Origin of the sequence: Saxibacter everestensis (assembly GCF_025787225.1) — a bacterium.
GTDB lineage: Bacteria > Actinomycetota > Actinomycetes > Actinomycetales > Brevibacteriaceae > Saxibacter > Saxibacter everestensis.
Genome location: NZ_CP090958.1, coordinates 1923820 through 1946050 on the forward strand (window position 1 = coordinate 1923820; position 22231 = coordinate 1946050).

Below are 22231 nucleotides of genomic sequence, written 5' to 3' on the forward strand. Positions count from 1 at the left end.
TGAATACGGCCGGGCACAAAAAAACCCCTCAGAGCTCCGAGGGGAAGCCACGTCGAGGTCGTCTCAACGTGGCTGTATAAAAAGCAAACCGAATTCCACACTCATATGGTAGCGCAGGCGTGCCTCTGGCAGCCCGATGGTCTCGAATCCAACAAGCTTTAGCGCTCTGGCGTCGTACCCGGCCCGCATGCTGCCGGCCGCTGGATAGGATGAACGTCCGAGGCACCGTCAATGAAGAGGAAACCATGCCGGAGACATTCGCGCCCCAGACCAGTGTTCCCCTGTCCTTCGAAATCGTAGACTCCGAAAACATCACCGACGCTTTGCTGCAGCAGGTGCGGCGTAATCCTGACCTTGCACTGTTCTCACGCAAGGATTCCTCCGGGAGCTGGATCGATATTTCAAGCCGTAGTTTCCATCAGCAGGTCGCGGGTCTGGCAAAGGGCCTGATCGCCTCCGGCGTGCAGCCAGGTGACCGTATCGCGCTGATGGCCCGGACCAGCTACGAGTGGACGCTGATCGACTTTTCCATCTGGTTTGCCGGCGCGGTCACGGTGCCTGTCTATGAGACGTCGTCCACCGAACAGTTGAAGTGGATTCTTGAGGACTCCGGGTCGCGGCGCATCTTCCTCGAAGCGCCAAGGCATCTCGAGCTGCTCACCGAAGCTTTCGAGGGCAACCCGCCTACTGATGATGCCTGGATCATCGAGGCGGGTGCTCTGAGCGAGCTCACCGAATCAGGCGCCGCGATTACCGATGAAACCCTGGAAGAACGCCGCTCGAGCGCTGATAACCAGGATCTGGCCTCGATTCTCTACACCTCCGGCACCACCGGCCTGCCCAAGGGTTGCGAGCTGACGCACGGCAATTTCGTCAATATCGCCCGGTCCGCGATCAGCATCGCTCCCGAGATCTTCTCCTCCGGTGCCCGGTCTCTGATGTTTCTGCCACTGGCCCACGTGCTGGCCAGGTTCATTCAGGTGCTGTGCGTTACCGCAGGCACGACGATGGGGCACACCAGCGACCTCAAGGACCTCACCTCCGACCTCGGCTCGTTTCGGCCGACCTACATTCTTGCGGTGCCGCGCGTCTTCGAGAAGGTGTACAACTCAGCCGAGCAGAAGGCAGAGGCGGGCGGCAAAGGAAAGATCTTCCGGGCCGCGGCGGACACCGCTATCGCGTACTCCCGAGCGCTCGATGCCGGCGGCCCGGGTCTCGGGTTGAAACTGCGCCACGCGCTGTTCGACCGCCTGGTGTACACGAAGCTTCGGGATGTGATGGGCGGCCGGGTGACTCATGCAGTTTCCGGCGGCGGCCCGCTCGGTGAGCGGCTCGGCCATTTCTTCCGCGGGCTGGGGCTGATTGTGATGGAGGGTTACGGCCTGACCGAAACCACGGCTCCGGTTACGGTCAATCTGGCATCTGCGTCCAAGATCGGCACGGTCGGCATCCCGCTTCCTGGTTCCTCGATCAAAATCGCGGCCGACGGCGAGATCCTGGCAAAGGGCATCGGAGTCTTCCGGCAGTACTGGAAGAACCAGGCCGCGACCGACGATGCATTCGTAGATGGCTGGTTCCACACCGGCGACCTCGGCACGCTCGACCAGGACGGCTACCTCAGGATCACCGGACGGAAGAAGGAAATTCTGGTCACGGCTGCCGGCAAGAACGTGGCGCCGGCGCCACTTGAGGACCGTTTGCGCCGGCATCCGCTGGTCGGCCAGGCAGTGGTCGTCGGAGACGGTCGAAACTTTATCGCCGCCCTGCTGACTCTTGATCCGGAAATGCTGCCTACCTGGCTTTCCAATAACGGGCTGCCCGAGCTGAGTCTGGAAGCGGCCTCGAAGGACGAGCGGATTCGGGTCGAATTGCAGCATGCGGTGGATGACGCCAACAAATCGGTGTCGCGGGCGGAATCAATTCGCCGGTTCGAGGTATTGCCGATCGAGTTGTCCGAAGCGTCAGGACATTTGTCGGCCAAGCAGAGCATCAAACGACATATTGTGCAGCGTGACTTCGCCGACCAGGTAGATAACCTGTACGCCGGACCGCCGCCGGCGCAGAACTAGCCACTTCGACTGAGAACCGCGGTGCAATTCCTGAAGAGGGACGCGCAACGTTCGGTGATGGGTCTGCCGACTGTGAGCTACATGTATAGCAGGCCGCGATCGACGCGGGTGAGCGTCCGGGGATGACTACGGGTGATTCGGGCCTACTCCCGTCAGATCGTCGGCCGGCACCCGTCCTCCCGGATCTGTGTCGGCTCTGCACCAGTGACTGGAAGAGAAAATTCGTCCTTGGACGTGGGCTTATTCCTCTATAGATGTTGCCTGCCGGCCGTGCCCGACAGGCAACCCTCGGCGCTTCCTGTCTTTAGGGGCATGGTCATGCAGCTCCTTGATATGTGCGGGTGGTTCGGTCAGCAGCGCTTCAAGCCTGACGGCCAGCCGGAGAATCCGCCGGTCGCTGAATCGCGGCCCCTGCAACGTCACACCAACCGGTAGTCCACTGACGGGTACTGGTGCCGGCAGGGTAAGCATGGGGGCCCCGAGAATGGAGCCTTGGCCTGTATTGCGGGTGTAGAGTCCGAAGGTGGGCGTGGGCTCGCCCATATGCTCCACCAGATCGTCCTCGCCGATGCGGGGCGCCGGCGCTGGGGTGGCAGGGAAAGCCAGCGCGTCCAGGTCATGGTCGGCGAGCAGTCGCACATAGCCCTCGCGGGCGAGCGCTGTCCGCTGCTGGGCCTCGGCATATTCCGACGGCGTGGTAGGAACGGCGATTTCCGCTTCCAGGATGGCCCGCACGTCCGGGCTCTGCACTGAAGAGACCAGCTTGCCGAACGCTTCCTCAGGCTCCAGGAATAGCGCCTCGGCGGCAACCGCGGCCAGTAGACGGCGGGACTCCCACAGGACGATCGGCATTTCCGCTGCCCGCGCGTGATCAAGGACGCTGCCCAATTCGATGTCTATCAGGTCGACGGTCCCGCCCCAACGCTGTAGGGCGGCTTCGAACGACTGCGCAGTGGCAGGGTCGAGGTTCTCCACCAATTCGACCGGAACGCCCAACCGAGGTCGTGGCCTTATGGCGTCCAGTTCGTCCGAGTCGACAACGCATCGGTCAATGTAATCGATCTCGGCTACGGTGCGGGCGAAGACGCCGGGTGTGTCGCGCGTCCAGGACAGGCCCACGATACCGGCCGTCGGCCAGCGTCCAGTGCTTGGGCGGAAACCCACGACTCCGCACAAGCTGGCCGGTATGGTCATCGACCCACCAGTGTCCGTACCCAATGCAACGGGCACGTCCCCGCGCGCGACCGCGGCCGCGCTGCCTCCCGAGGATCCCCCGGCGACCCGGCCTGAATCATTTGGGTGCCGGACCGGGCCAAAATCGGCGTTATTGGACGTGCTGCCGAAGGCCAGCTCGTGCATGTTCGTCATGCCGATGACGACGGCCCCGGCCCGGCGTAATTGGGCCACCACCGGGGCATCAGCGGATTCAGGGCGGACGACGAGAGCTCTGCACCCGGCGGAGCGGTGAAACCCGGCTACGGATATGTTGGCCTTCACAGCCAGGGTGAAGGGCTGGGCGCTCCACGGCTGCGCCTGGATCTGCATTTCATCCGCGGGCTCGGTCCATACTCCGGGTTCCGGGTCGATGATCGGCCGGATAGCGGTCACTTAGCGATCTCCTCCAGGCTCCGGCCCCGTGTGGCGGGGGCAAACAGATTGACTATTGAGCCGACAACGAGGAAGGCAACCAGGCCCAGCATTGTGGCCCGCAGCGGCAGCTCACCCAAGGCACCGACCAACAGGAATACCCCAAGCCCACCGCCGACATGGCCAAGACTGTCAGCCAGCGCGTATGCGGTCGTACGAAACCGGGTCGGGAAGCTCTCTGCGGTGAGCGCGTACTGGGCCGGGATCCAGATGTTCTGGCCAAAGAACAAGATCATGGCGCCGGCGAATACCGTCAGTGGCCCACCGGCGGCAGCAACGATCAGGGACCCCGCGATCGTGATCGCGGCACCGATCATCATCCACCACCGCCGTTCCAACCGGTCCACGACGCTTCTCGCCGCGAAGGCGGCCGCGATGAAGCCCAGCAAGCCCACGGCTGAGACCATCCCGGCCTCGGCCGCGGAGTAGCCTTGGCGCACCAGCACGGAGGTGAAAGCTCCAGAGAAGCTATAAATCGTCAAGTAACCCAACATCCAGGCCAGCCCGAGAACCAGTAGTCGGCGAAGGTAAAGCGGTGAGCACAGTAGTTCGGCTACAGCGCCCCAGTTACTGAGCTGCGGCTCCAGTGCTTCATCCCGTACTGGCTCGGCGGGTGGCAGCCCGTGACGGCGGGTGGCGTTGGCTTCCATTGCATCCAATACGGTGGCAGCCTCGTCCGTCCTTCCTCGCCCCAGCAGCCAGCGCGGCGACTCGGGCAAGGCCACACGCAGGAACAGCGACACGAGTGCCAGTACGGCGCCGGCACCATAGACCCAGCGCCAGCCGCTGGTGAAATCTTCCGATGCGATCGCAAACGGGAGTCCGTGAGGCCATGGCCCCACGGGAGTGGTCAGGAAGAGACCGAGCCAGATGCCGAGAGCGGATCCAAAGGCCGCCATAATGAACAGCACGCTTGTGTACCGCCCGCGCAATCGACGTGGTGAGACCTCACTAACGTAGACGTTGATGATGGCCAGGTCGGCCCCGATCCCGATGCCCGTGATGAGCCGCGACAGGGCAAAGTTGATTTCGTCGGCCGACAGAGCCGAGTAGATCGATCCCAATCCCGTGACGACCATTGAGGCAATCAGCATGCGGTGCCGGCCGAAACGGTCCGAAAGGACACCCAGGACTATCGCGCCAATGCCGTAGCCGAGCAGGCTCATGAAGACCGGCAGGCCGATGAAACTGTCCGACGTCGTGGGACTGCACTGGTCAATGATCTGCAGGCAAGTCTGCACGAACGAGACATTGATGTTGAAGATGTCGTACTGGACGAAGAGCATGCCCAAACCGATCGTCAGGACGGACGTGGTGCTCAGTCCCCAGCGGGGGAATCGGTCGATGCGTCGCAGCAGGTCCGTGCGGGAACTCGTTGCCGACCGGGCAGGTGTTGTGGACATGGGGGCTCCTTGCCGATGGTAATGATCTGCGTCACACCAATCTAGAATCGGCATCAGGGCGCCAACATCGTCATTTCTGATGATGGCCCCGGTCTTCGACACTGGCGCCCAGGCACGAACCGGATCTTTGCTAGACACTTCAAGTCAGACTAGAACAAGGCGGGCACAGTGCAGCTTGGCCTTTGACTCCTTGCGAGGCAACCATGGACCAGAACCAAAGGCTCTTTAGCGAGGCAATTGACATTGCACTGTCGCAGACTCCCGCCGCTGAGCGCCGCCTCCTGCTCGGTGACACGGTGCGGGAGATCCTGAAGGCAGATGTTTTCGTTTCCTACGTTTGCGATGCCACCGGCCCGTACGCGGACCCAGTGGAGATTAATCTCGGCCAGGACATGCTCCGTGCTTACGCCCGACATTTCCGCCATATCGATGTGCTGACTCCAAGATTGTTCCAACAAAGCCGGACCTCCACGGTTACGCCCGTCCCAAGTTCCTGTGACGAATTCATCAACGACTTCCTGCACAGTCGCGATATGTACCACGGGATGAACTACTTCCCCGCCAAGTCCCAGTCCGGATCGATCGACCTAAGGCTATGGCGCGGGCGCCGGTCTGCGCCCTTCACAGCGGACGAGGCCGTGCTGCTCCAGTCGCTCGGAGACCTGGTCACGCGACTGTGGCCACTGGAAAAACCCTCGACCATCAGCTCCCTGACTCCACGCCAATCACAGATCGCCGAGCTCGTAGCCCAGGGCCACGGCGACAAGCAGATCTGCTCCTTGCTGGGCATCTCGCTGCCGACCCTGCGAACGCACTTGACCAATGCATTCGAAAAGACCGGCACACGGAACCGAGCCGGGCTCGCGGCCCACTTCCTCAATAGTCAGAGCCGGTGACCGCTGAGCGTCGCTGGAAGGGATCGTCGTGAATCATCTGACTGTCAGCCGCGCCGCGGACAGCCTCGGGGTGGCGTGGCACACTGCCGACGGTGCGGTCATCGCCGAGGGCAAGCGGGTGCTGATCGACGACCCGACCCGGTTTGATGGCGTCGAACCGGCCGGCATCGTTGATCAGCACCCGTCGGCCTTTCGCCAGGACCGCGGCTTGGATATCGGGCAGTATGATTTATTCTCCCGGCGGCTAGTCATTCTCACTGGCCCCCAACAAGCGAGGTACAACTATGACCCAGGTTCCCGACATCAAACTGCACGGCGGTTCACGGCTTCCGAAGATCGGCCTCGGCACGAGCAAGCTCGAGGATCCACGGGTCCGCATTCGTGAGGCGCTCGAGGTCGGCTACCGACACATCGACACCGCCTCGCGCTATGACAATGAGACCGAGGTCGGCCTCGGCATCAAGGACTTCGCAGTCGACCGGTCCGAGCTTTTCATCACCACGAAGCTACGTGGCTACGATCAGGGCTTCGATAACGCGAAGCGCGCGCTCGACGACAGCCTGCAGCGCCTGGGGCTTGAATACGTGGACCTGTTTCTGATCCATTGGCCGCTCCCCCGCCTGGACAAGTACGTCGAGAGCTGGCGGGCAATGGAAGAAATGCTCGCGGTCGGCAAGACCAAGGCAGTCGGCGTATCGAACTTCCTCCCGACACATCTGGAACGGCTCGCGGCGGAAACCTCACTTGTCCCGGCGGTGAACCAAATTCAGCTCAACCCGCTATTCTCCCAGCGCGACCTGGTCGATTATCACGCTGACCATGGGATTGTCACAGAGGCCTGGTCCCCGCTCGGCAAGGGACAATTGCTGGGGAACCCAGCTCTGGACGAGATCGCCGCCAAACACGGCAAAAGCGCGGCTCAGGTGATTTTGCGCTGGCACCTGGATCAGGACATCGTCGTAATCCCCAAGGCCTCGCACCGCGACCGGATGCAGCAGAACCTCGACGTTTTCGATTTCAGCCTGGATAGCGATGACACCGCAGTCATCAATGCGCTCAACACCGGCAAAGGACGCGAAGGCTTCGACCCGGCTATCCACGAAGAGTTCTAGCTGCTATTCCCTGACTTCTCGGCCACGTGTGCCAGGGCATCGTCGACGATGTGGGTGACGTGCAGGTCGGACACCTCGTAAAGGGTCTCCCTGCCGTGCCGCTTGCCTTCGACCAGCCGGGCCAAGCGCAGCACGCTTAGGTGCTGCGAAATCAATGGCTGCGACATGCCCAAGGCCTCGACCAGGTCGTTCACCCTGCTTGGTCCCTGCCTGAGCTGCGCCAGAATCGCAAGTCTTGACGCCGAAGCCAGCGTCTTGAAAAGCAGTGCCGTTTGATCCCTTATCTCCGCATCCGTCACACCTTTAGACACTAGCGGTCGCGAATATCTCGGGACAATGCCGTCCTGACCGAACCGAGCCAGATCAGGAGTCCGGCGACAACACCGCCGAGCAGAGTGTCGAGCAGCCGGTCGGCGACAAGTGACGATGTTGCCGCCGGCACGCTGAGACTGCTGACCGAAAGCGCAAGCGGCGTGACAAAGATCAGCGCTATCCAATAAACCTGGCCGACAATCAGTTCTGCCAGGAACTGACATAGCGCAGCAACTAAGACGATGCTCAGCGGCGTCGGGTCGAGGCTCAGGAACAGCGCGGTGACCAGCACACCGATGCCGGTGCCGGCGACACGGTGAATCGCCCGGGTGAAAACCCGCGGGGCATGCGGACGCGGCACCGTCGCCGCGACGGCAACCGCTGCCCAGTAGGCGTGTCCCAGGCCAAGCCACCCGGATAGCAGGAGCGCAAGCCCGGCGCCGAGCCCGGTTTCCAGTGCCACTCTGAGCACGACCGGATCCTTACACGCAGATCCGTCCCGCTTCGACACCTCGCGCAGCGGCTGGAGCGCAACAGTTGCCTTGCCAACCGTCCTTCGCACCAGCCAACCGGACATGGCGACGAGCCACGCGAAGCCTGCCACGGCGACGGCCAGCGACATGCGTGGCACCAGGTCTGCGCCAGATGTCGGAATGGCGGAACACACCGAGTAGGCAAACACAAGGAAGACTGAACCCGAGGGGATCCAGTGCATTACCGCGCTGAGCACAACGCCAAGTCCGCAGATCAGGACGAGCACGATAACGAACAGGACGTCGTGGTTAGCTACGAGGGCCGTGCCCATGCCGGCCAGTATGGTGACCAGCAGAGCAACTGCCGCGACTGCGACGCTCACCGCTCGCTGGCGATACCGCTCGGTGCGTCCGTACAGGCCGGTGAATGCGGCGAACGACGCATATGCCGCGAGCTGGAGCTCGTCGAGCGACCAGAGCACCAGCAGCGGCACCAGGACGCAAATACAGGCACGTACCGCGGCCTCCAGATCCAGCCGGCCGATTCTGCCCGGCCAAAAGATGTCGAGTCCTCGGTACATGTGTTCGTTTCTCTCCGTTCCTGGTCGGGCACAAATAATAAATAGCTTAACTAACTAAATCATCTGTGGGTTACTCTGTGCTCATGCCTGACTTACTCGATGAACTACTTGCCCGGGAAACCGAGGTATGGGAGGCACTTCGGCTAGGCGACATGGCGGCCGACCGGGCGCTGCTCACGCCTGGATTCCTCGGCGTCTACGAATCCGGATTCGGCTCACGCGAAGACCATGTGCGGGAAGTCAAGGACGGGCCGAGTATCGCCAGCTACGAACTCTCCGAGCCGCGTGTGGTCCGATTGACCGAGCATATTGCGTTGCTCAGCTACCGGGCAGACTATACCGGGGCACGTGATGGCGTTGCGGATGCGATGTACGTCAGCTCGCTATGGGAGCGTGCGGGCGTCGATGAGCCATGGCTCAACAGCTTCAGCCAGGACACCACCGCCACCCCGCCGGCCGCCTAGTCAATTCAGCCGGCGAGAACTCCGGCTAGGACTGACAACCCGGGCACCAGAACAGCCGCCTGGCCTGAAGCTTGGCTTCGGCGATCGGGGAACCGCAGACGAAACAGCCCATGCCCGTCCTGCGATAGACGAAGAACGGTTCCTCCGGGTCGGGACGGATCACGATCTTTCCCTGGGCGACGCCATCAGCCATCAGGACGCGCAGGTCCTGCCAGATCGAGTTCAGTACGTCGCCGGGAAGTTTCGAACCCGGCGTATATGGGTCCACCCCTGCCCGGAAGAGCGACTCGGCGCGGTAGATGTTCCCGACCCCGGCAAGCACGGCCTGGTCCATCAGCAGGCTGCCGATCGCCACCCTGCGCGCACGACTCTTCTGGATGAAGCGCTCGGGATCGGAGTCGCTGCGCAGCGGGTCCGGTCCGAGCCGAGCCAGGACTCCGGCCATCTCGGTCTCGGTGATCACCTCGCAGGCGGTCGGCCCGTTCAGGTCGGCGCAGCCATGGTCGCCAAGCAGCCGTAGCCGGACAGCACCACGAGGAGCGGGCGGAACAAAACGCTCGTCAGCCGAATCGGGCGGGTCTGTCTGGCCGCCCGAGGGGCCGACCGTGGCGTCCGGCGGCAGTGCTTTCTCTTCCTCACCGACCCGGCGCCGCGGTGCCCCGATCGCGTGTGGTCCGTGAAAATTCCGGTCGCCCGCGAACGTCCACGCCCCATAGAGCCCGAGGTGCACCCGAAGCCAGTGAGCCGGCTCTTTGGCCGCTCCGCCGAATCCCAGGAACAGCTGCTTGCCAAATGCCTCGCTAGCGGTCAGCTTCAGGCCGTCCAGGATCTCGGCGCCCCGGGTGAACCGTCCTTGCGGCGATGACGCCGACAGCCGCTGGCCGCCGAACAACTCATCAAAAGCCCGGCTGAGCCGGTGAATCGAATGACCCTCAGGCATGAATGACGACATCTCGTCCGGGAAAATTACACATTGTCGTCGGCGACAATATCATCTCCGTGCGCCACGTTCGGTGCCGGCAGACGCACGATATCGTTGGGGCGGAAGATGATTGCCGCCACCAGGAGCCTCCAATGCCAGAAAACGCTCAGCAGTCGCAAGGGGTCTACGTCGAGCCGGGGCAGGAATATCACCGGGACACCAACTACATCGAGACCCGGATAGCCCGGGATGGCCGGGACGGCTATCCGGTAGAACCTGGCCGGTACCGGCTGGTCGTTGCGAGAGCCTGTCCGTGGGCGAACCGGGCGGTTATCGTCCGGCGCCTGCTTGGGCTGGAAGACGCGATCTCAATGGGTATCTGCGGTCCCACCCACGACGAACGCAGCTGGACCTTCGATCTGGATCCCGGCGGAAAAGACCCGATCTTAGGCATCGAGCGGCTGCAGGAGGCGTTCTTCCGGCGGATTCCGGACTATCAGCGTGGAATAACCGTTCCGGCAATTGTCGACGTCCCGAGCGGTGCCGTGGTGACGAACGACTTCGCGCAGATCACGCTGGACCTGTCGACGCAGTGGACCGAGTTTCATCGGGATGGGGCACCGGATCTCTACCCGGAGAATCTACGCGACCAGATCGACGAGGTTGCCGCCGTCGTCTTCACAGAAGTCAACAACGGGGTCTACAGGTGCGGATTTGCCGGCTCGCAGGAGTCATACGACCGCGCCTTCGACCAGCTGTTCGCCAGACTCGACTGGCTCAGCGATCGGCTGGCGAATCAGCGGTACCTGGTCGGCGACACCATCACGGAGGCGGATGTCCGGCTATTCACCACGCTTGCCCGCTTCGATGCGGTCTATTACGGGCACTTCAAGTGCAATCGAAGCAAACTCAGTGAGATGCCGGTGCTGTGGGCCTACGCACGAGACCTCTTCCAGACGCCCGGCTTCGGTGACACCACCGATTTCGATCAGATCAAGAAGCATTATTACATCGTGCACTCCGACATCAACCCCACTCAGATCGTTCCGAAGGGCCCCGACCTGTCAGGCTGGCTTACCGCGCATCACCGCGAGCAGCTTGGCGGCCGGCCGTTTGGCGATGGCACCGCTCCGCCGCCACCGCCGGACGGCGAACTCGTGCCGGCCGCCAACAGCGCCCTAGCCTGGCGCTGACGGCTAGCTGTTGCGGGAACGGTCGGCCAGGCGCTAACGGCCGACTGTTGCGGGAATCCGACGAGCGCACAGCAGGCCGATCAAGCCCAACCCGGCGGCAACCAGGAAGCTCATCGCATAGGCGGCTGTCGTATTGACCTCGAGCAGCCACGCGAACACCGCACCGCTGATTGCCAGCATGATCGACTGAGCAACTGCCTCGTTGATCTGCAGCGCGGAGCTGTTGGCGCCCTGCTCATCCGGGGCGGACAGCGACAGGGTCAGCACGGAAAGGGTCGGGTATGCCATTCCCATCCCAGCGCCGGCCAGGCCCCAGCCGAGCATGCCCACCGCGACCGGCACCGCTTCGATCAGCGGGAGTGCCGCCGTGAGCGTCCCGACGACGATCAGCACAGCACCCCAGCGGAGCCTGGTGATCGGACGCACGACGCTTCGTCCGGCAAACCACGAACCGGCGAACCAGCTCAGCGCCGCCGTGGTCAGGACAAGGCCGGCGAGCGAAGCGGACAGGCCGCGGGTTGACGAAAGCATCAGTGGGATGAATACCTCCGCGCCTACGAACGCGGCGGCGAGAAAGCCGCGCATCGCGATCACGGCTGGCAGGCCCTCGGCGGCCCGCCAGATCCCGCCAGGAAGCAACCGAGGCACGGCGACAGCAACAAGTCCGACGCCCAGCAGGACTCCCGCGCCCCACCAGGGCAGCTCGCGCTCGCCGAACAGGCTGAGCACCAGCACACCAAGGGCGGCAACGACCGCCCATAGCGGCTGAGCCCAGCTAATCACGACGGCCTGATTCCGCTGCCTCAGCGCTCGGTTCGTCCGAACCAGCAGTACGCCGGCACTCACGGCCAGTAGCGGCACTGCAAGGAATACCCAACGCCAGCTGAGCCGTTCGGTGACCAATCCGGCAAGGGCGGGTCCGACAATCGCCGGCAGCACCCAGGCAGCGGCCAGCATGGTGAACATCCGCGGACGCAGCGCTTCGGCGTAGCGGCGGCCGATCACCACGTAGAGCGCGACCGAGATGAGGCCCGCTCCCAGCCCCTGGACACCGCGGCCGGCGACCAGCATCCACATTGATGGCGCGAGGCCAACCACTACGAGCCCGGCGACAAAGATCAGGATGCCGACCTGAAGCGGACGACCGGGGCCGCTCCGGTCACTCCAGCTGCCGGCGAACGTCATCGAGATAATCCCGACGGCGAGCGGTGCCGCGAACGCCAGGCCGTAGAGCGTGACACCGTTCAGCTCACGCGCCGCCGTCGGCATGGCGGTGGTCACAGCCAACGCCTCGAAAGCGACGAGGAAGGCGAGTGCGGAAAGCCCGATCGTCGCCGCCCGATGCTCTCGATCCCAGAGCGACTGCCTGCCGCCGCTGGTACCCGGCGTCCCTGTAGCTGTCGCCTGGCCTGCCAAGCCCTTGATCCTCATCAGCGTCCTATCTTTTTCCATCCAAGCTTCGATACCCTCAATCCTGAGACCTTAAGCGCAGTTGAGGTCAAAAGAGGGGAAACGAATGTCCGACCTGGCGTGGAACGCCAAATTGCTCACACCGGGACAATTGGCCGGCCGCAGCGGCGTGGCCGTCTCGGCCCTGCATTTCTATGAGCGTGAAGGACTAATCTCCAGTAGCCGGAACTCCGGAAACCAGCGTAGGTACCGCCGGGAGATGCTGCGCCGGGTCGCGTTCATCCGGACCTCGCAACGCGTCGGAATTCCGCTGGCGAAAATCCGGGAAGCCCTCAATACCCTCCCAGAGGACAAAGCTCCCAGCCCGAAGGACTGGGAGCACTTGTCCACTCTTTGGCGGAAAGATCTTGACGCCAGAATCGAACAGCTAAGGCGGCTACGGGACCAGCTGAGCGACTGCATCGGCTGCGGCTGTCTATCGCTGGAGCGGTGCAGTCTGCAGAATCCACATGACGTGCTGGGGCAGAAAGGCGTCGGCCCACGGTTGCTCCAGGTCGACCTGGCAGATTAGCGGCAAGCCCGCCTAGCCGCCGGCCGGGCTGATCTTGCCGCTGGTCTTTTCGAACACCACCGGTACGCCGTCGCCCACCGCGGGCTTCGCCTGCTGGAACGCCTTTTCGACTGCGGCGATTTCGGATTCGTGCACGCCAACCACGATCCGGCCGTTGCGGCCATCTGCAGCGTAGGTCTGCACGGCTGACCGAGCTTCGGCGTCAAGCGAGTCGGCCCAATCCTGCACGTCCTGCTGAGCCTGCTTGAGCTGGCTCTCGTTGAACTTCACTTTCTTCGCGGCCGCGCCGGCCTCCTCGACCTTGGCCACCGCCTCATCCGTTGTCACGGCGACGTGAAGCTTGCCTTCCTCAATCCAGCCCTGGGCATAGGAGTCGCCCAGCTCGGTCTTGAGGGTTTCCAGAAGTTTGAGTGTCTTGTCGGTCTGCTCGGTGGCGGACTGACTCTCGGACGAGCCGGCTCCGGGTGAGCCGTCCTCCGGTGACGCCGTGTCGGTGTCCTGCGGACCGCAGGCTGCCAGAGTTGCCACGCCGATCACGGTCACGGTCGCTCCAATTCTTTGCATCAGCTTCATACGAGTGCCTCCCTATCGGTACTTCCAAGTGTAAGGAACCAAACGGACGTCCAGACCGCGGACGCCCCAAGACACGGAAGCGGGCCCCAAAGTTTAACTTTGAGGCCCGCCATCGCACGGCCGTTACCCCGCGCTATCCGCTATTTTTCCTTCGTTTACTGCATTTCCCGGCGACGCATCACGATCAGCGTCAGGGCGCCGAATGCGATTAGCAATCCACCGCCGATGGCTGCTGCGGTCGCTCCGGCAAAACCGGTCCGTGGCAGGTCATCGCCGTTGTCGTCCTCGGCGTTGGTGCCGGCTTCGGTTGAACCTTCGCCGTCGGTGCCGGCCTCGGTGTCACTGCCACCTTCGGTCGAGCTTTCACTGTCGGTTCCGTCCTCGGTGTCGGCTTCTGAATCGCTGCCGCCCTCGGTCGTACCCTCGGTGTCAGTGTCGGCAGCTGGAGCAACGGTGATGTCCACTGTTGCTTCGCCGGCTGCTTCTCCGTCGACCGTCTGCGCTGCGGTGAAGGTGTACTCGCCAGCCTTCAGCGTGTCACCCAGCTTGATTTCCCAGGCACCATCGGTGACCTTTGCGGTCCAGGTCTTGCCGTCTTCGTAACTCAGCTTGATGTCCGCGCCATCTTCACCGGCTCCGGTGAACTTGATGTTCGGGTCATCATCCTGGAACTTCTGGCCGTCTTCAGGGCTGGTGATGGTGACCTTCGCCGCAGGATCCTTGGTGACCGTGACAGTTACCGAGGCCGTTGAGGTCTCGTTGCCCACGGTCTGGGTAGCGGTGAACTTGTGCTCGCCAACCTTCAGCTTGTCGCTCAGTTCAGCGGTCCACTTGCCGTCCTTGACGGTTGCCGAAGCTGTCACGTCGGATGCCGAGTCGGTGATCTTCACCGCTGCATCGTTTTCGCCTTCGCCCTCAAACTTCAGCTTGGAATCGCTTACGGATACCTTGCTGCCGTCCTTGGGAGTGGTGATGGTGACATCGTCAATTACCTCTGCGACAACCTTGACAGTTGCGTCGACCGAAGCTGATTCGTTGAAGCCCTTCTTGGCCTTCACGGAGAAGTTGTAGTCGCCGAGCGCGTTCGGAGCCTTGATGGTCCAGTTGCCGTCACCATCGACGTCGACGTTCTGCGACTGTCCGCCGGCCGTGACTACAACAGTCGAACCCTTGGGAGCGGTGCCCTTGATATTGCCGCCGGACTCGACCTTCTTCGTCGTGACCGTCGGGGTGGCAACGTGCTGCTTCACTGTGTAGCCGGAAGGCAGCTTACCGAGCGCGTCCTTCAGGCCGGTCGCGAACGTCACCGGAGGGTTTTCCAGAATGTAGGTACCATCCGGATTCGTGCCCTTGTTGGCGACGGCGCTGGTGATGCCGACCGCGTTCGTTCCGGAGATCTGCGAGCCACCGGAGTCGCCGGCGTTGGCTTCGGCGTTGCTGCGGAAGCCCTCGACCTTCTGGGTCTTCGTTGGGGTGATCCCGACCTCGAAGGTCAGCAGTTCGTCGATCTTGTCACAGGTCCAGAACGTGGTGCGACCGGACTTGCAGACCGGTGCTCCGACTGTCGGATCGACAACGCCATTGACGTTCGGTCCGCTGGAAGCGAGATCGTTCTTGTTCTTCCAGTCCGTCACCTTGGCGACCGGGTTCAGCTGCCCGTTGGTGACCGTCACGATGCCGATGTCGGTATCGCCGTCACTGGCACCGTTGTAGGCCCCGGCGAAGATCGATGGTCCCCAGGCGCCGAGATCCTTCGTCAGCTCATTGGGTTTGGCCGGATTCTCCAGATTGGTCTTGCCACCCTGACCGTAGGCAGCTGGGTCGCCCGCCTTGCCACTGTTGCAGTGGCCCGCGGTAATGACGACTGGCTTGCCGTCCTTGTCGAAACCGTTGAATCCAGCCGAGCAGATGCCGGACGGCGTACCACCCTTGTTGGATGTGATGTAGCCGTGTCCGCCGGGCAGATCGTTTGCAGCCGCTGGCGAGATCTTGTAGTCGGCGGCCTGCACCGAGATCTTGGTGCCGAGCTTCGCTTCGAGCTTCTTAGCATCGATTTCGTCCGCGGCTTTTTCGTTCGCGGCCGCATCGATCGACGTCTTCTTCGAAGCCTTGGCCTGAGCTTCGGCCTGAACCGTAACCTTCAACCCACTCTTGCTGCGCGCGATCGACTGGACGGAAACGCCCTCTTTTTCGATCGCCTTCCAAGCTGCATCAACCGAGTTCTGCGTGCCGGAGGAGGTCTTGACCACCTTGGCGTTCAGCGCCTTGGCAGCAGCCTTCAGGTCGGCGCCGGCAGCGGCGTTGGCGCCGATGGTGACGTTATTGCCGTCCATCCAGACACCGTCGAAGCCCTTGGTCTTCTCCAGGTCCGTTTTGGCGGCGGAAATCTTCTCGGCGGTCTCGCCGCGGGCCAGGTACTCGTCGACGCTGATTCCCAGGTCCCGCTTGATCGCTTTCGCAAGCTGCGGATCGATGGAATCGGCGGCACTGGCCGTCGTGGTTGCGTCGGCGGGTTGTGCCACAACGGCCGAAGCCAGTGTGGTCCCTCCCAACGCAATACTCGCGGCGGCGGTGACCACGAGCGTCGAGCGCAACAATGAGCGCTTTCGAAGCATAATTTTAAACTCCTATGAGGGGGTCTTAGGGCAGTTGCCCCCCGAGTGCATGCGGGGACCTGCTCAACGTTCGCGGAGGCGCTCGATGTGCTCGGTCGTGCAGAGGAAGACCTCAAGGGACGAGCTTTACTTAATCATCCCGTTATCTGGATCACAAGCTGATAACTACCGTTTCGCGTTCTGTTCATAATGGTCATGGAAAACCAGGCTAGGCGAGGCGGGCGGTGCCACCGATTGCGAGTGGACGACGGCGGCCCATCAGGGTGTGGTCGGGCATCTCGAACGAGGGACGAGCGAGATGGGCGAGATGGGCCGGTGTCGGCCGCGTCGCCCCAATTGCAGACCCCCACTTCGCTCAGGCAATAAGAGGCCCGGTTCAGCTCTGCCGCCCGCCCACCCGGCCGGCTATGTACCGTCCGATCGGAAGTGCCGCGGTTGCAGCCGGCGATGGCGCGTTCAGCACATGCATCATCCGCGGCGTCTCCGCCAGCTCGAAGTCGTGCAGCAGCGTTCCGTCAGTGCGAACGGCCTGGGCACGGATGCCCGCTTCCTTGGGAATCAGATCGTCCAGTTCCAGCCCGGGAGCGTACTTGCGGCACTCCCTGAGATAGCTGGCACTGAACAGCGAATTCCTCATCTCCCGAAACCCGGTGCCGAGATGCTTGCCCGCCAGCTTCCAAAGCCCCGGAAACCTGAGGTAGCGCGCGACGTCCTCCGGCCGCACCGAGAACTTCGGGTAGCCCTCTCGCGCCAGGCCGAGCACGGCACTCGGCCCGACCGTGATCACATCATCGATCGTTGGCGACAAATGCACGCCGAGGAATGGCAATGCGGGATCCGGCACCGGATAGATCAGGTGCCGCACGTAATCGGACAGATCATCGTGCAGTTGGAAGTACTCGCCGCGGAACGGCACTATCTGCAGATCGGGAGTCAGGCCGGCGCATTCCGCCAGCCGGTCGGCCTGAAGGCCGCCGCAGGCAACCAGCGCTCCGAAGCGGTAGTCCTCCGCATCCATCTGCACCGCAACGTGGTCGGGATACTCGACGATATCGACAACCCGCTCACCGAGGACCACCGCTCCCCCGGCCTCGGCGATGTTCCGGGCAAGTTGTTCCGAAACCTTCGAGAAATCGACAATTCCGGTGCTGGGAACCCGCAGCGCGCCGAGGCCGCGGATATTTGGTTCGAGCTCGTTCAACCTATCCGCGGACACCGACTCAACCGGGATACCGTGAATCGCAGCGCGTTCCGCGAGTGACACGAGCCGGGACAGTTCCACGTCGCTTGTGGCGACCAGTAGCTTGCCGCACTCCCGATACTCGATGCCGTGGTCCCTGCACAGCTGCTTGGTCAGCCGTTCACCCTCACGGCAGAGCCTGGCCTTCAGGCTGCCGGGCTCGTAGTAAATACCGGAGTGAATGACGCCGCTGTTGTGACCGGTCTGATGTTTGGCTATCACCGGCTCTTTTTCCAGCACGGTGACCGATGCGCCGGGATGGCGCTCCTGCAGCGCGCGAGCCGTGGCAAGCCCGACAATCCCGGCGCCGATAACGCAAAAGTCAGCTGATAACACCGTCGTCCCCTCTGAATATGTCGATTGCTCGAAACCCTACAGTTGCCGTCACCGGCGATACCGAAGGACTAGGTCGCCGAACGGGAGCGCTCCCGTTCGGCGTCCGGCCACCTAGTGCTGGCCGGCAACCGGGTGTTGACCGGCGCCAGCAACCGGCCTCCCGGTCGCACTAGACTTGAGAAACGATGCTACTCACCGTCGGTCACGGCACTACCCAGCAGGACGAATTCGCCGAACGCCTGCTCGACGCGGAAGTTGCGGCGCTCGTTGACGTTCGGATCGGGCCCGGCAGCCGCCGGAATCCGCAGTTCGGCAGACCGGAACTGGAGCGATGGCTGCCTGAGCGCGGCATCGCCTACCGCTGGGACAAACGACTCGGTGGCTTCCGGAAGCTTGCCGATGACTCCCCGGACGTTGGCCTGCGCAATGATTCTTTCCGCGCCTACGCCGGTTACATGCGTACCGAGAACTTTGCCGAGGCAGTTGCCGATCTTGTCGCTCAGGCGCGGGCAGAACGGACGGCGATCATGTGCGGCGAATCCGTCTGGTGGCGTTGCCATCGCCGGCTGATCGCCGATCACGCGGTACTACTCGACGACTTGGCGGTGGAGCATCTCATGCCCGACGGACGACGGACACCGCATCCGGTGACGGATGCGGCTCGGGTCGCCGGCCGGGAACTGATCTATGACCAGGTTCCTGGCCAGCCGTCGGCCGCCGACCCTGGCTAGCCGAACTCCACCCCGAAAACGGACAGCAGGGTGTAGATGCCGAGCAGGCCAATCGCGATGCTGCTGACCGACAGAGCGATGTTGAACCACCTTCCGCCGTACAGCCGGTGATCGGTTTCGTTCCGGCGCAGATACCAGACCGCGATCACGATGGCCACCAGGAAAATGCCGGTCGCCACGCCGCCGATCTGGACCATGATGACCGGCGCCTGGATGATCAGGTACGCAGTAGCCCAGATGATCGGCAGGGCCACGGTGAAGAACTTGATCCAGCGCAGCCGCTTTACCGAGTCCTTCCAGTCCAGCACGCCGAAAGTCGCCAGTAGGTTGGTGTACATCCGGGACCAGCTGGGAATCGAAGCCCACATCGTCGAACCGAGGACGGCAATAGCGCCGATCAGGAACACGATGCTCGCCCACTCCCCGATGGAATCTGTGTACATCCGGGACAGCACTGTGATGGTCTCGTTGCCCTCAGGAACGAGATTCTGCGGGTTCAGCACCGCGGCACCCATGATGTAGAACGCGAAGGTGCCGAAGGTGTAGATCAGCCACGACACAGCGGCGTCCTTGTACATCACCTTGATCCAGCCATTGGCCCGACGGGCCCATTCATCCGAGCCGTCGTTCGGCCCCGCCCATCGGGCATAGCCCTTCTCGACGCACCAGTAGGTATAGAAGGTAATCTCGTCCGCGCCGACGCCGGTGATGCCGAACATTGCCAGGGCGGCGCCGAGGGTGCCGACCGGAATCAGGAACGAGAAACCGGTGCCGAGTTCGGCGGCACCGTAAGGGTAGGGCGTGAAAGGCAGGCCGAGTGCCACCAGAATGGTCACGAAAGAGAAAACGACGACGAGGGCGACGGCGCCACGCTCGATCAGGCTGTACTTGTTGGTGTAAAGCATGGCAATGCTGACGACCGCGATGAAGATCGTCCAGATCGTGATCGACGTCGCACTGAATGGATCGCCACCCAGCGGCAGCAGGATACTGCAGGCGACAGCCACCCCGCCGATGATGCCGCCGAGCTGCAGCAGCTTACTCAGGGCCAGCACCATCCAGAGCATGTTGACCCAGCCGACCCGGCCAAGTTTGGGCGGCACCTTGTTGTAGCCGCTGAGTGCCGGTTCGCCGGTGGCGATCGTCCAGCGGGCCAACTCCACCTGAATCGCCACCTTGACCAGTGTGCTGAAAATGACCAACCACAACAGCACGAACCCGGCCTGGGCACCAAGCACCGTGGTAGCGATCAACTCACCTGATCCAACGATGGATGCGCTGAGAATCAGGCCTGGGCCGAGGTACCTGAAACTCGCCTTCCAGCCGACAGGTGGTTCCTTGATTCCGTCCGCCGTGAGCGTGTACGGGTCAACCTTGTCTATCGCGGTATTTGGGTTCGTCGCCATTGCCGATCCTTTTTCCCGTACCCCGAACCATCAGCGAACGAGGCATGATGTGTGGAACTTGGTGCACCTACTCTAACCAGACAATGCCCGCAAAACCAGAGATCCTATATTTTTATTCTCAGGTAGCCGGTGCCGGGTGGAGCCATCACTTTTGGCCAGCGGCCGGAATCGTCGATCAGGATCAGATCCGCCCGCAGCCCCTCAATCAAGGCTCCCCTGTCACGCAATCCGGTTGCGGTTGCCGGGTTCGCAGTTACCATTGCCACGGCATTCGGCAAGCTGGCCGCACCCTGCCGTGCGACCTCGAAAGCACCGGCAAGCATGGCCGTCGGCAGATAGTCCGAGGCAATGACGTTTGCCGCGCCGGCCGCGATCAGCGCGAGCGCCGATACATTTCCCGCATGGGATCCGCCGCGCACGATGTTCGGTGCGCCCACCACCGACGCGAGACCACGGCAGCGAGCCGCTCGCCCCGCGACCGTGGTGGTCGGAAACTCCGCGATCGTGCCGCCGCGGCGAGCGAGCAGGTCGATGTCGCTTTCCGAAGCGGGGTCGTGACCGGCCAGAATGATCTTTCCCGCCCTCGCCAACCCGCCGAGCCAGTCCAGGGCCTCATCCCGGAACCCGAGGAACTCGTCGCGCGCCGCCGCCAGCGTGGATACGTGCGCGACGGATTCGGCCATGCCCATTGCCCCCGTCTCCACCAGCCAGCGCTGCATCACAGCGGGATCGGCGTATTGGCCCTGTCCCGGGGTGTGATCCTCATGTGAGACGACGGGCCGATTGGCGGCCGGGCAAGAGGGCATATCGTCCAGCGCCGCTCGTAACGCCGCGATGCCTGCCGGGCTGCGGATATCGACCCGGTGCAGGATGCGATGGTCGACAGACGCGGATTGCCGTTGTGAAATGGCGGCAGAGATTCTGCCGGGGCCGTCCTGGTCAATCAGCAATCCGACTGCGGACAACTGCTGGAAAGCCACACCGTGGAATCCGGTGGCGATACCAGCGGCCCGCAGCTGTGATTCGACCGAGGCCAGGGCGAAGTCGGCCGGAAGCGTCGCACCGGGTCGCGGGCAGTGCTCGCGACTGAGGTTGTCGCTATGAATATCGACCAGGCCAGGCAGACACAGCGCACCGCGGCCGTCGACATCGACGCGGCTGCCGCCTCCGCCGCCGCGGACCTCGGCGATGCTCCCGTCGCGAACAACAACGGTGGCATCATCTACGATCCGATCCCTGACCACCGCGCGAACATGGCCCAGCACGTAATTATCGAGCAGCTTGTCACCGGTCATCGCCTCGAACGTAGCGAAACGAGGTTAACAACAGGTGACCGCTGCGCGTCCCCGGGGTTGTTCGAACAAGTGACCCCGGCTTGTCATGAACGCTTCGCCGTCCGCTCGCCCTGATAACGCCGGTCATTCGAAACCGTCGGCCAATGTAGGACCTGTTCGAAAGCACCAGCCGGCCATTCGACAGCCGGATCAACACGTTGAGGAGCATCCGATGGACCCAAGGCCATCCCCCGAACGTCCACATTCCGCCACCGGAAAGGGCCCGGGGAGGATCGGGCTGGTCTGCCTGGACATGGCGGGAACCACAGTCCGCGATGGCGGGGCCGTGATCGAGGCGTTCGACGCCGCCTTGGCCGACGCAGGCCTACAGGAAGGCAGCCAGGACTATGAGAACGCAGCCGAGTACGCCCGGCTCACGATGGGCCAGTCGAAGATAGCGGTCTTCCGCGACATTTTCGGCGGTGATGAAGAGCTTGCCCTGCAGGCAAACAAATCGTTCGAAACGGCGTACGCCGAGTCGATCCATTCCCCCGGCGGCGCGGTGCCGATCCCCGGCGCTGAGGAAACAGTCGAGGCATGCCGGGCCGAAGGGATCCCGGTCGCCCTGACCACCGGATTCTCCGCCGCAACCCGAGACCAGCTGATAGCCGCCCTCGGCTGGGACGGCTTGTGTGATCTGGTGCTCTCCCCGGAAGACGCGGGGCGCGGCCGGCCGTACCCCGACATGCTGCTCACGGCGCTGATCCGTCTCGGCATCGACGATGTCGCGCAGATCGCCGCGGTGGGAGACACGACCAGCGACCTGCTGGCCGGTTCAAGGGCCGGGGCCAGCATCATCGCCGGGGTACGCACCGGGGCACACGGCGATGAGCAGTTCGCAACAGTACCGCACACCCATGTCATTGACTCCGTAGCCGACCTGCCGAAGCTCATCGCCGCGTACAACTCGCGGCCGGCAGTAGCCTGAGAAGGGACTACCAAA

At 63.0% G+C, this 22231-nt stretch carries 19 protein-coding genes and 1 pseudogene; 9 read left to right on the top strand and 11 right to left on the bottom strand.

What is annotated here, in order from left to right:
* The first annotated feature begins 245 nt into the window (after positions 1 to 245).
* Complete coding sequence (locus tag LWF01_RS09235; protein ID WP_349640723.1) at positions 246 to 2069, top strand: AMP-dependent synthetase/ligase; 1824 nt, start codon at positions 246 to 248, stop codon at positions 2067 to 2069.
* Between the two features lie 240 nt (positions 2070 to 2309).
* On the opposite strand, the gene LWF01_RS09240 is transcribed toward LWF01_RS09235, so the two are convergent.
* Positions 2310 to 3677, bottom strand: a complete 1368-nt coding sequence (locus LWF01_RS09240) for an amidase family protein (RefSeq protein ID WP_349640724.1) — start codon at positions 3675 to 3677, stop codon at positions 2310 to 2312.
* On the bottom strand, positions 3674 to 5119 hold the full coding sequence (locus LWF01_RS09245) for an MFS transporter (RefSeq protein WP_349640725.1): 1446 nt from the start codon (positions 5117 to 5119) through the stop codon (positions 3674 to 3676). Before LWF01_RS09245 ends, LWF01_RS09240 begins: the two co-directional genes overlap by 4 nt.
* Before the next feature lie 203 nt (positions 5120 to 5322).
* Here LWF01_RS09245 and LWF01_RS09250 point away from each other — a divergent pair, with 203 nt between their 5' ends.
* The 3 genes and pseudogenes from LWF01_RS09250 to LWF01_RS09260 all read left to right on the top strand — a co-directional run bounded on the left by LWF01_RS09250 (position 5323) and on the right by LWF01_RS09260 (position 7127).
* On the top strand, positions 5323 to 6015 hold the full coding sequence (locus LWF01_RS09250) for a helix-turn-helix transcriptional regulator (RefSeq protein ID WP_349640726.1): 693 nt from the start codon (positions 5323 to 5325) through the stop codon (positions 6013 to 6015).
* Between the two features lie 10 nt (positions 6016 to 6025).
* Positions 6026 to 6196, top strand: a pseudogene (locus LWF01_RS09255) (ISL3 family transposase); the annotation flags it as partial.
* 103 nt (positions 6197 to 6299) lie between these two features.
* The gene (locus tag LWF01_RS09260; RefSeq protein ID WP_349640727.1) at positions 6300 to 7127 is read left to right on the top strand and encodes an aldo/keto reductase; all 828 of its coding nucleotides are present in this window, start codon (positions 6300 to 6302) and stop codon (positions 7125 to 7127) included.
* Here the strand turns inward: LWF01_RS09260 and LWF01_RS09265 are convergent.
* A complete protein-coding gene (locus tag LWF01_RS09265; RefSeq protein WP_349640728.1) occupies positions 7124 to 7426 on the bottom strand; it encodes an ArsR/SmtB family transcription factor in 303 nt (100 codons plus the stop codon). The two genes, LWF01_RS09260 and LWF01_RS09265, sit on opposite strands and share 4 nt — an antisense overlap.
* 11 nt (positions 7427 to 7437) lie before the next feature.
* Complete coding sequence (locus tag LWF01_RS09270) at positions 7438 to 8493, bottom strand: FUSC family protein (protein ID WP_349640729.1); 1056 nt, start codon at positions 8491 to 8493, stop codon at positions 7438 to 7440.
* 83 nt (positions 8494 to 8576) lie between these two features.
* Between LWF01_RS09270 and LWF01_RS09275 the strand changes: the two genes are divergently transcribed.
* Complete coding sequence (locus LWF01_RS09275; protein ID WP_349640730.1) at positions 8577 to 8957, top strand: nuclear transport factor 2 family protein; 381 nt, start codon at positions 8577 to 8579, stop codon at positions 8955 to 8957.
* 25 nt (positions 8958 to 8982) lie between these two features.
* On the opposite strand, the gene LWF01_RS09280 is transcribed toward LWF01_RS09275, so the two are convergent.
* On the bottom strand, positions 8983 to 9897 hold the full coding sequence (locus LWF01_RS09280) for an Fpg/Nei family DNA glycosylase (protein WP_349640731.1): 915 nt from the start codon (positions 9895 to 9897) through the stop codon (positions 8983 to 8985).
* Between the two features lie 134 nt (positions 9898 to 10031).
* Between LWF01_RS09280 and LWF01_RS09285 the strand changes: the two genes are divergently transcribed.
* A complete protein-coding gene (locus LWF01_RS09285; RefSeq protein WP_349640732.1) occupies positions 10032 to 11072 on the top strand; it encodes a glutathione S-transferase family protein in 1041 nt (346 codons plus the stop codon).
* A gap of 33 nt (positions 11073 to 11105) precedes the next feature.
* On the opposite strand, the gene LWF01_RS09290 is transcribed toward LWF01_RS09285, so the two are convergent.
* Positions 11106 to 12524: an MFS transporter gene (locus LWF01_RS09290; protein WP_349640733.1), complete on the bottom strand. Its 1419-nt coding sequence runs from the start codon at positions 12522 to 12524 to the stop codon at positions 11106 to 11108.
* A 64-nt stretch (positions 12525 to 12588) separates the two neighbouring features.
* On the opposite strand from LWF01_RS09290, the gene soxR reads away from it, so the two are divergent.
* Positions 12589 to 13053, top strand: a complete 465-nt coding sequence (soxR, locus tag LWF01_RS09295; RefSeq protein ID WP_349640734.1) for a redox-sensitive transcriptional activator SoxR — start codon at positions 12589 to 12591, stop codon at positions 13051 to 13053.
* 12 nt (positions 13054 to 13065) lie between these two features.
* On the opposite strand, the gene LWF01_RS09300 is transcribed toward soxR, so the two are convergent.
* The 3 genes from LWF01_RS09300 to lhgO form a co-directional block, all read right to left on the bottom strand.
* On the bottom strand, positions 13066 to 13626 hold the full coding sequence (locus LWF01_RS09300) for a hypothetical protein (RefSeq protein ID WP_349640735.1): 561 nt from the start codon (positions 13624 to 13626) through the stop codon (positions 13066 to 13068).
* Between the two features lie 155 nt (positions 13627 to 13781).
* Complete coding sequence (locus LWF01_RS09305; RefSeq protein WP_349640736.1) at positions 13782 to 16241, bottom strand: S1 family peptidase; 2460 nt, start codon at positions 16239 to 16241, stop codon at positions 13782 to 13784.
* 376 nt (positions 16242 to 16617) lie between these two features.
* Positions 16618 to 17817: an L-2-hydroxyglutarate oxidase gene (gene lhgO, locus LWF01_RS09310; RefSeq protein WP_349640737.1), complete on the bottom strand. Its 1200-nt coding sequence runs from the start codon at positions 17815 to 17817 to the stop codon at positions 16618 to 16620.
* A 185-nt stretch (positions 17818 to 18002) separates the two neighbouring features.
* On the opposite strand from lhgO, the gene LWF01_RS09315 reads away from it, so the two are divergent.
* A complete protein-coding gene (locus LWF01_RS09315; protein ID WP_349640738.1) occupies positions 18003 to 18548 on the top strand; it encodes a DUF488 domain-containing protein in 546 nt (181 codons plus the stop codon).
* Here the strand turns inward: LWF01_RS09315 and LWF01_RS09320 are convergent.
* Positions 18545 to 19954: an Nramp family divalent metal transporter gene (locus tag LWF01_RS09320; protein WP_349640739.1), complete on the bottom strand. Its 1410-nt coding sequence runs from the start codon at positions 19952 to 19954 to the stop codon at positions 18545 to 18547. The genes LWF01_RS09315 and LWF01_RS09320 overlap by 4 nt on opposite strands.
* Positions 19955 to 20058: 104 nt before the next feature.
* Positions 20059 to 21249, bottom strand: a complete 1191-nt coding sequence (locus LWF01_RS09325; protein ID WP_349640740.1) for an alpha-D-ribose 1-methylphosphonate 5-triphosphate diphosphatase — start codon at positions 21247 to 21249, stop codon at positions 20059 to 20061.
* Between the two features lie 211 nt (positions 21250 to 21460).
* Here LWF01_RS09325 and LWF01_RS09330 point away from each other — a divergent pair, with 211 nt between their 5' ends.
* On the top strand, positions 21461 to 22216 hold the full coding sequence (locus LWF01_RS09330; protein WP_349640741.1) for a phosphonatase-like hydrolase: 756 nt from the start codon (positions 21461 to 21463) through the stop codon (positions 22214 to 22216).
* Positions 22217 to 22231: the final 15 nt, after the last annotated feature.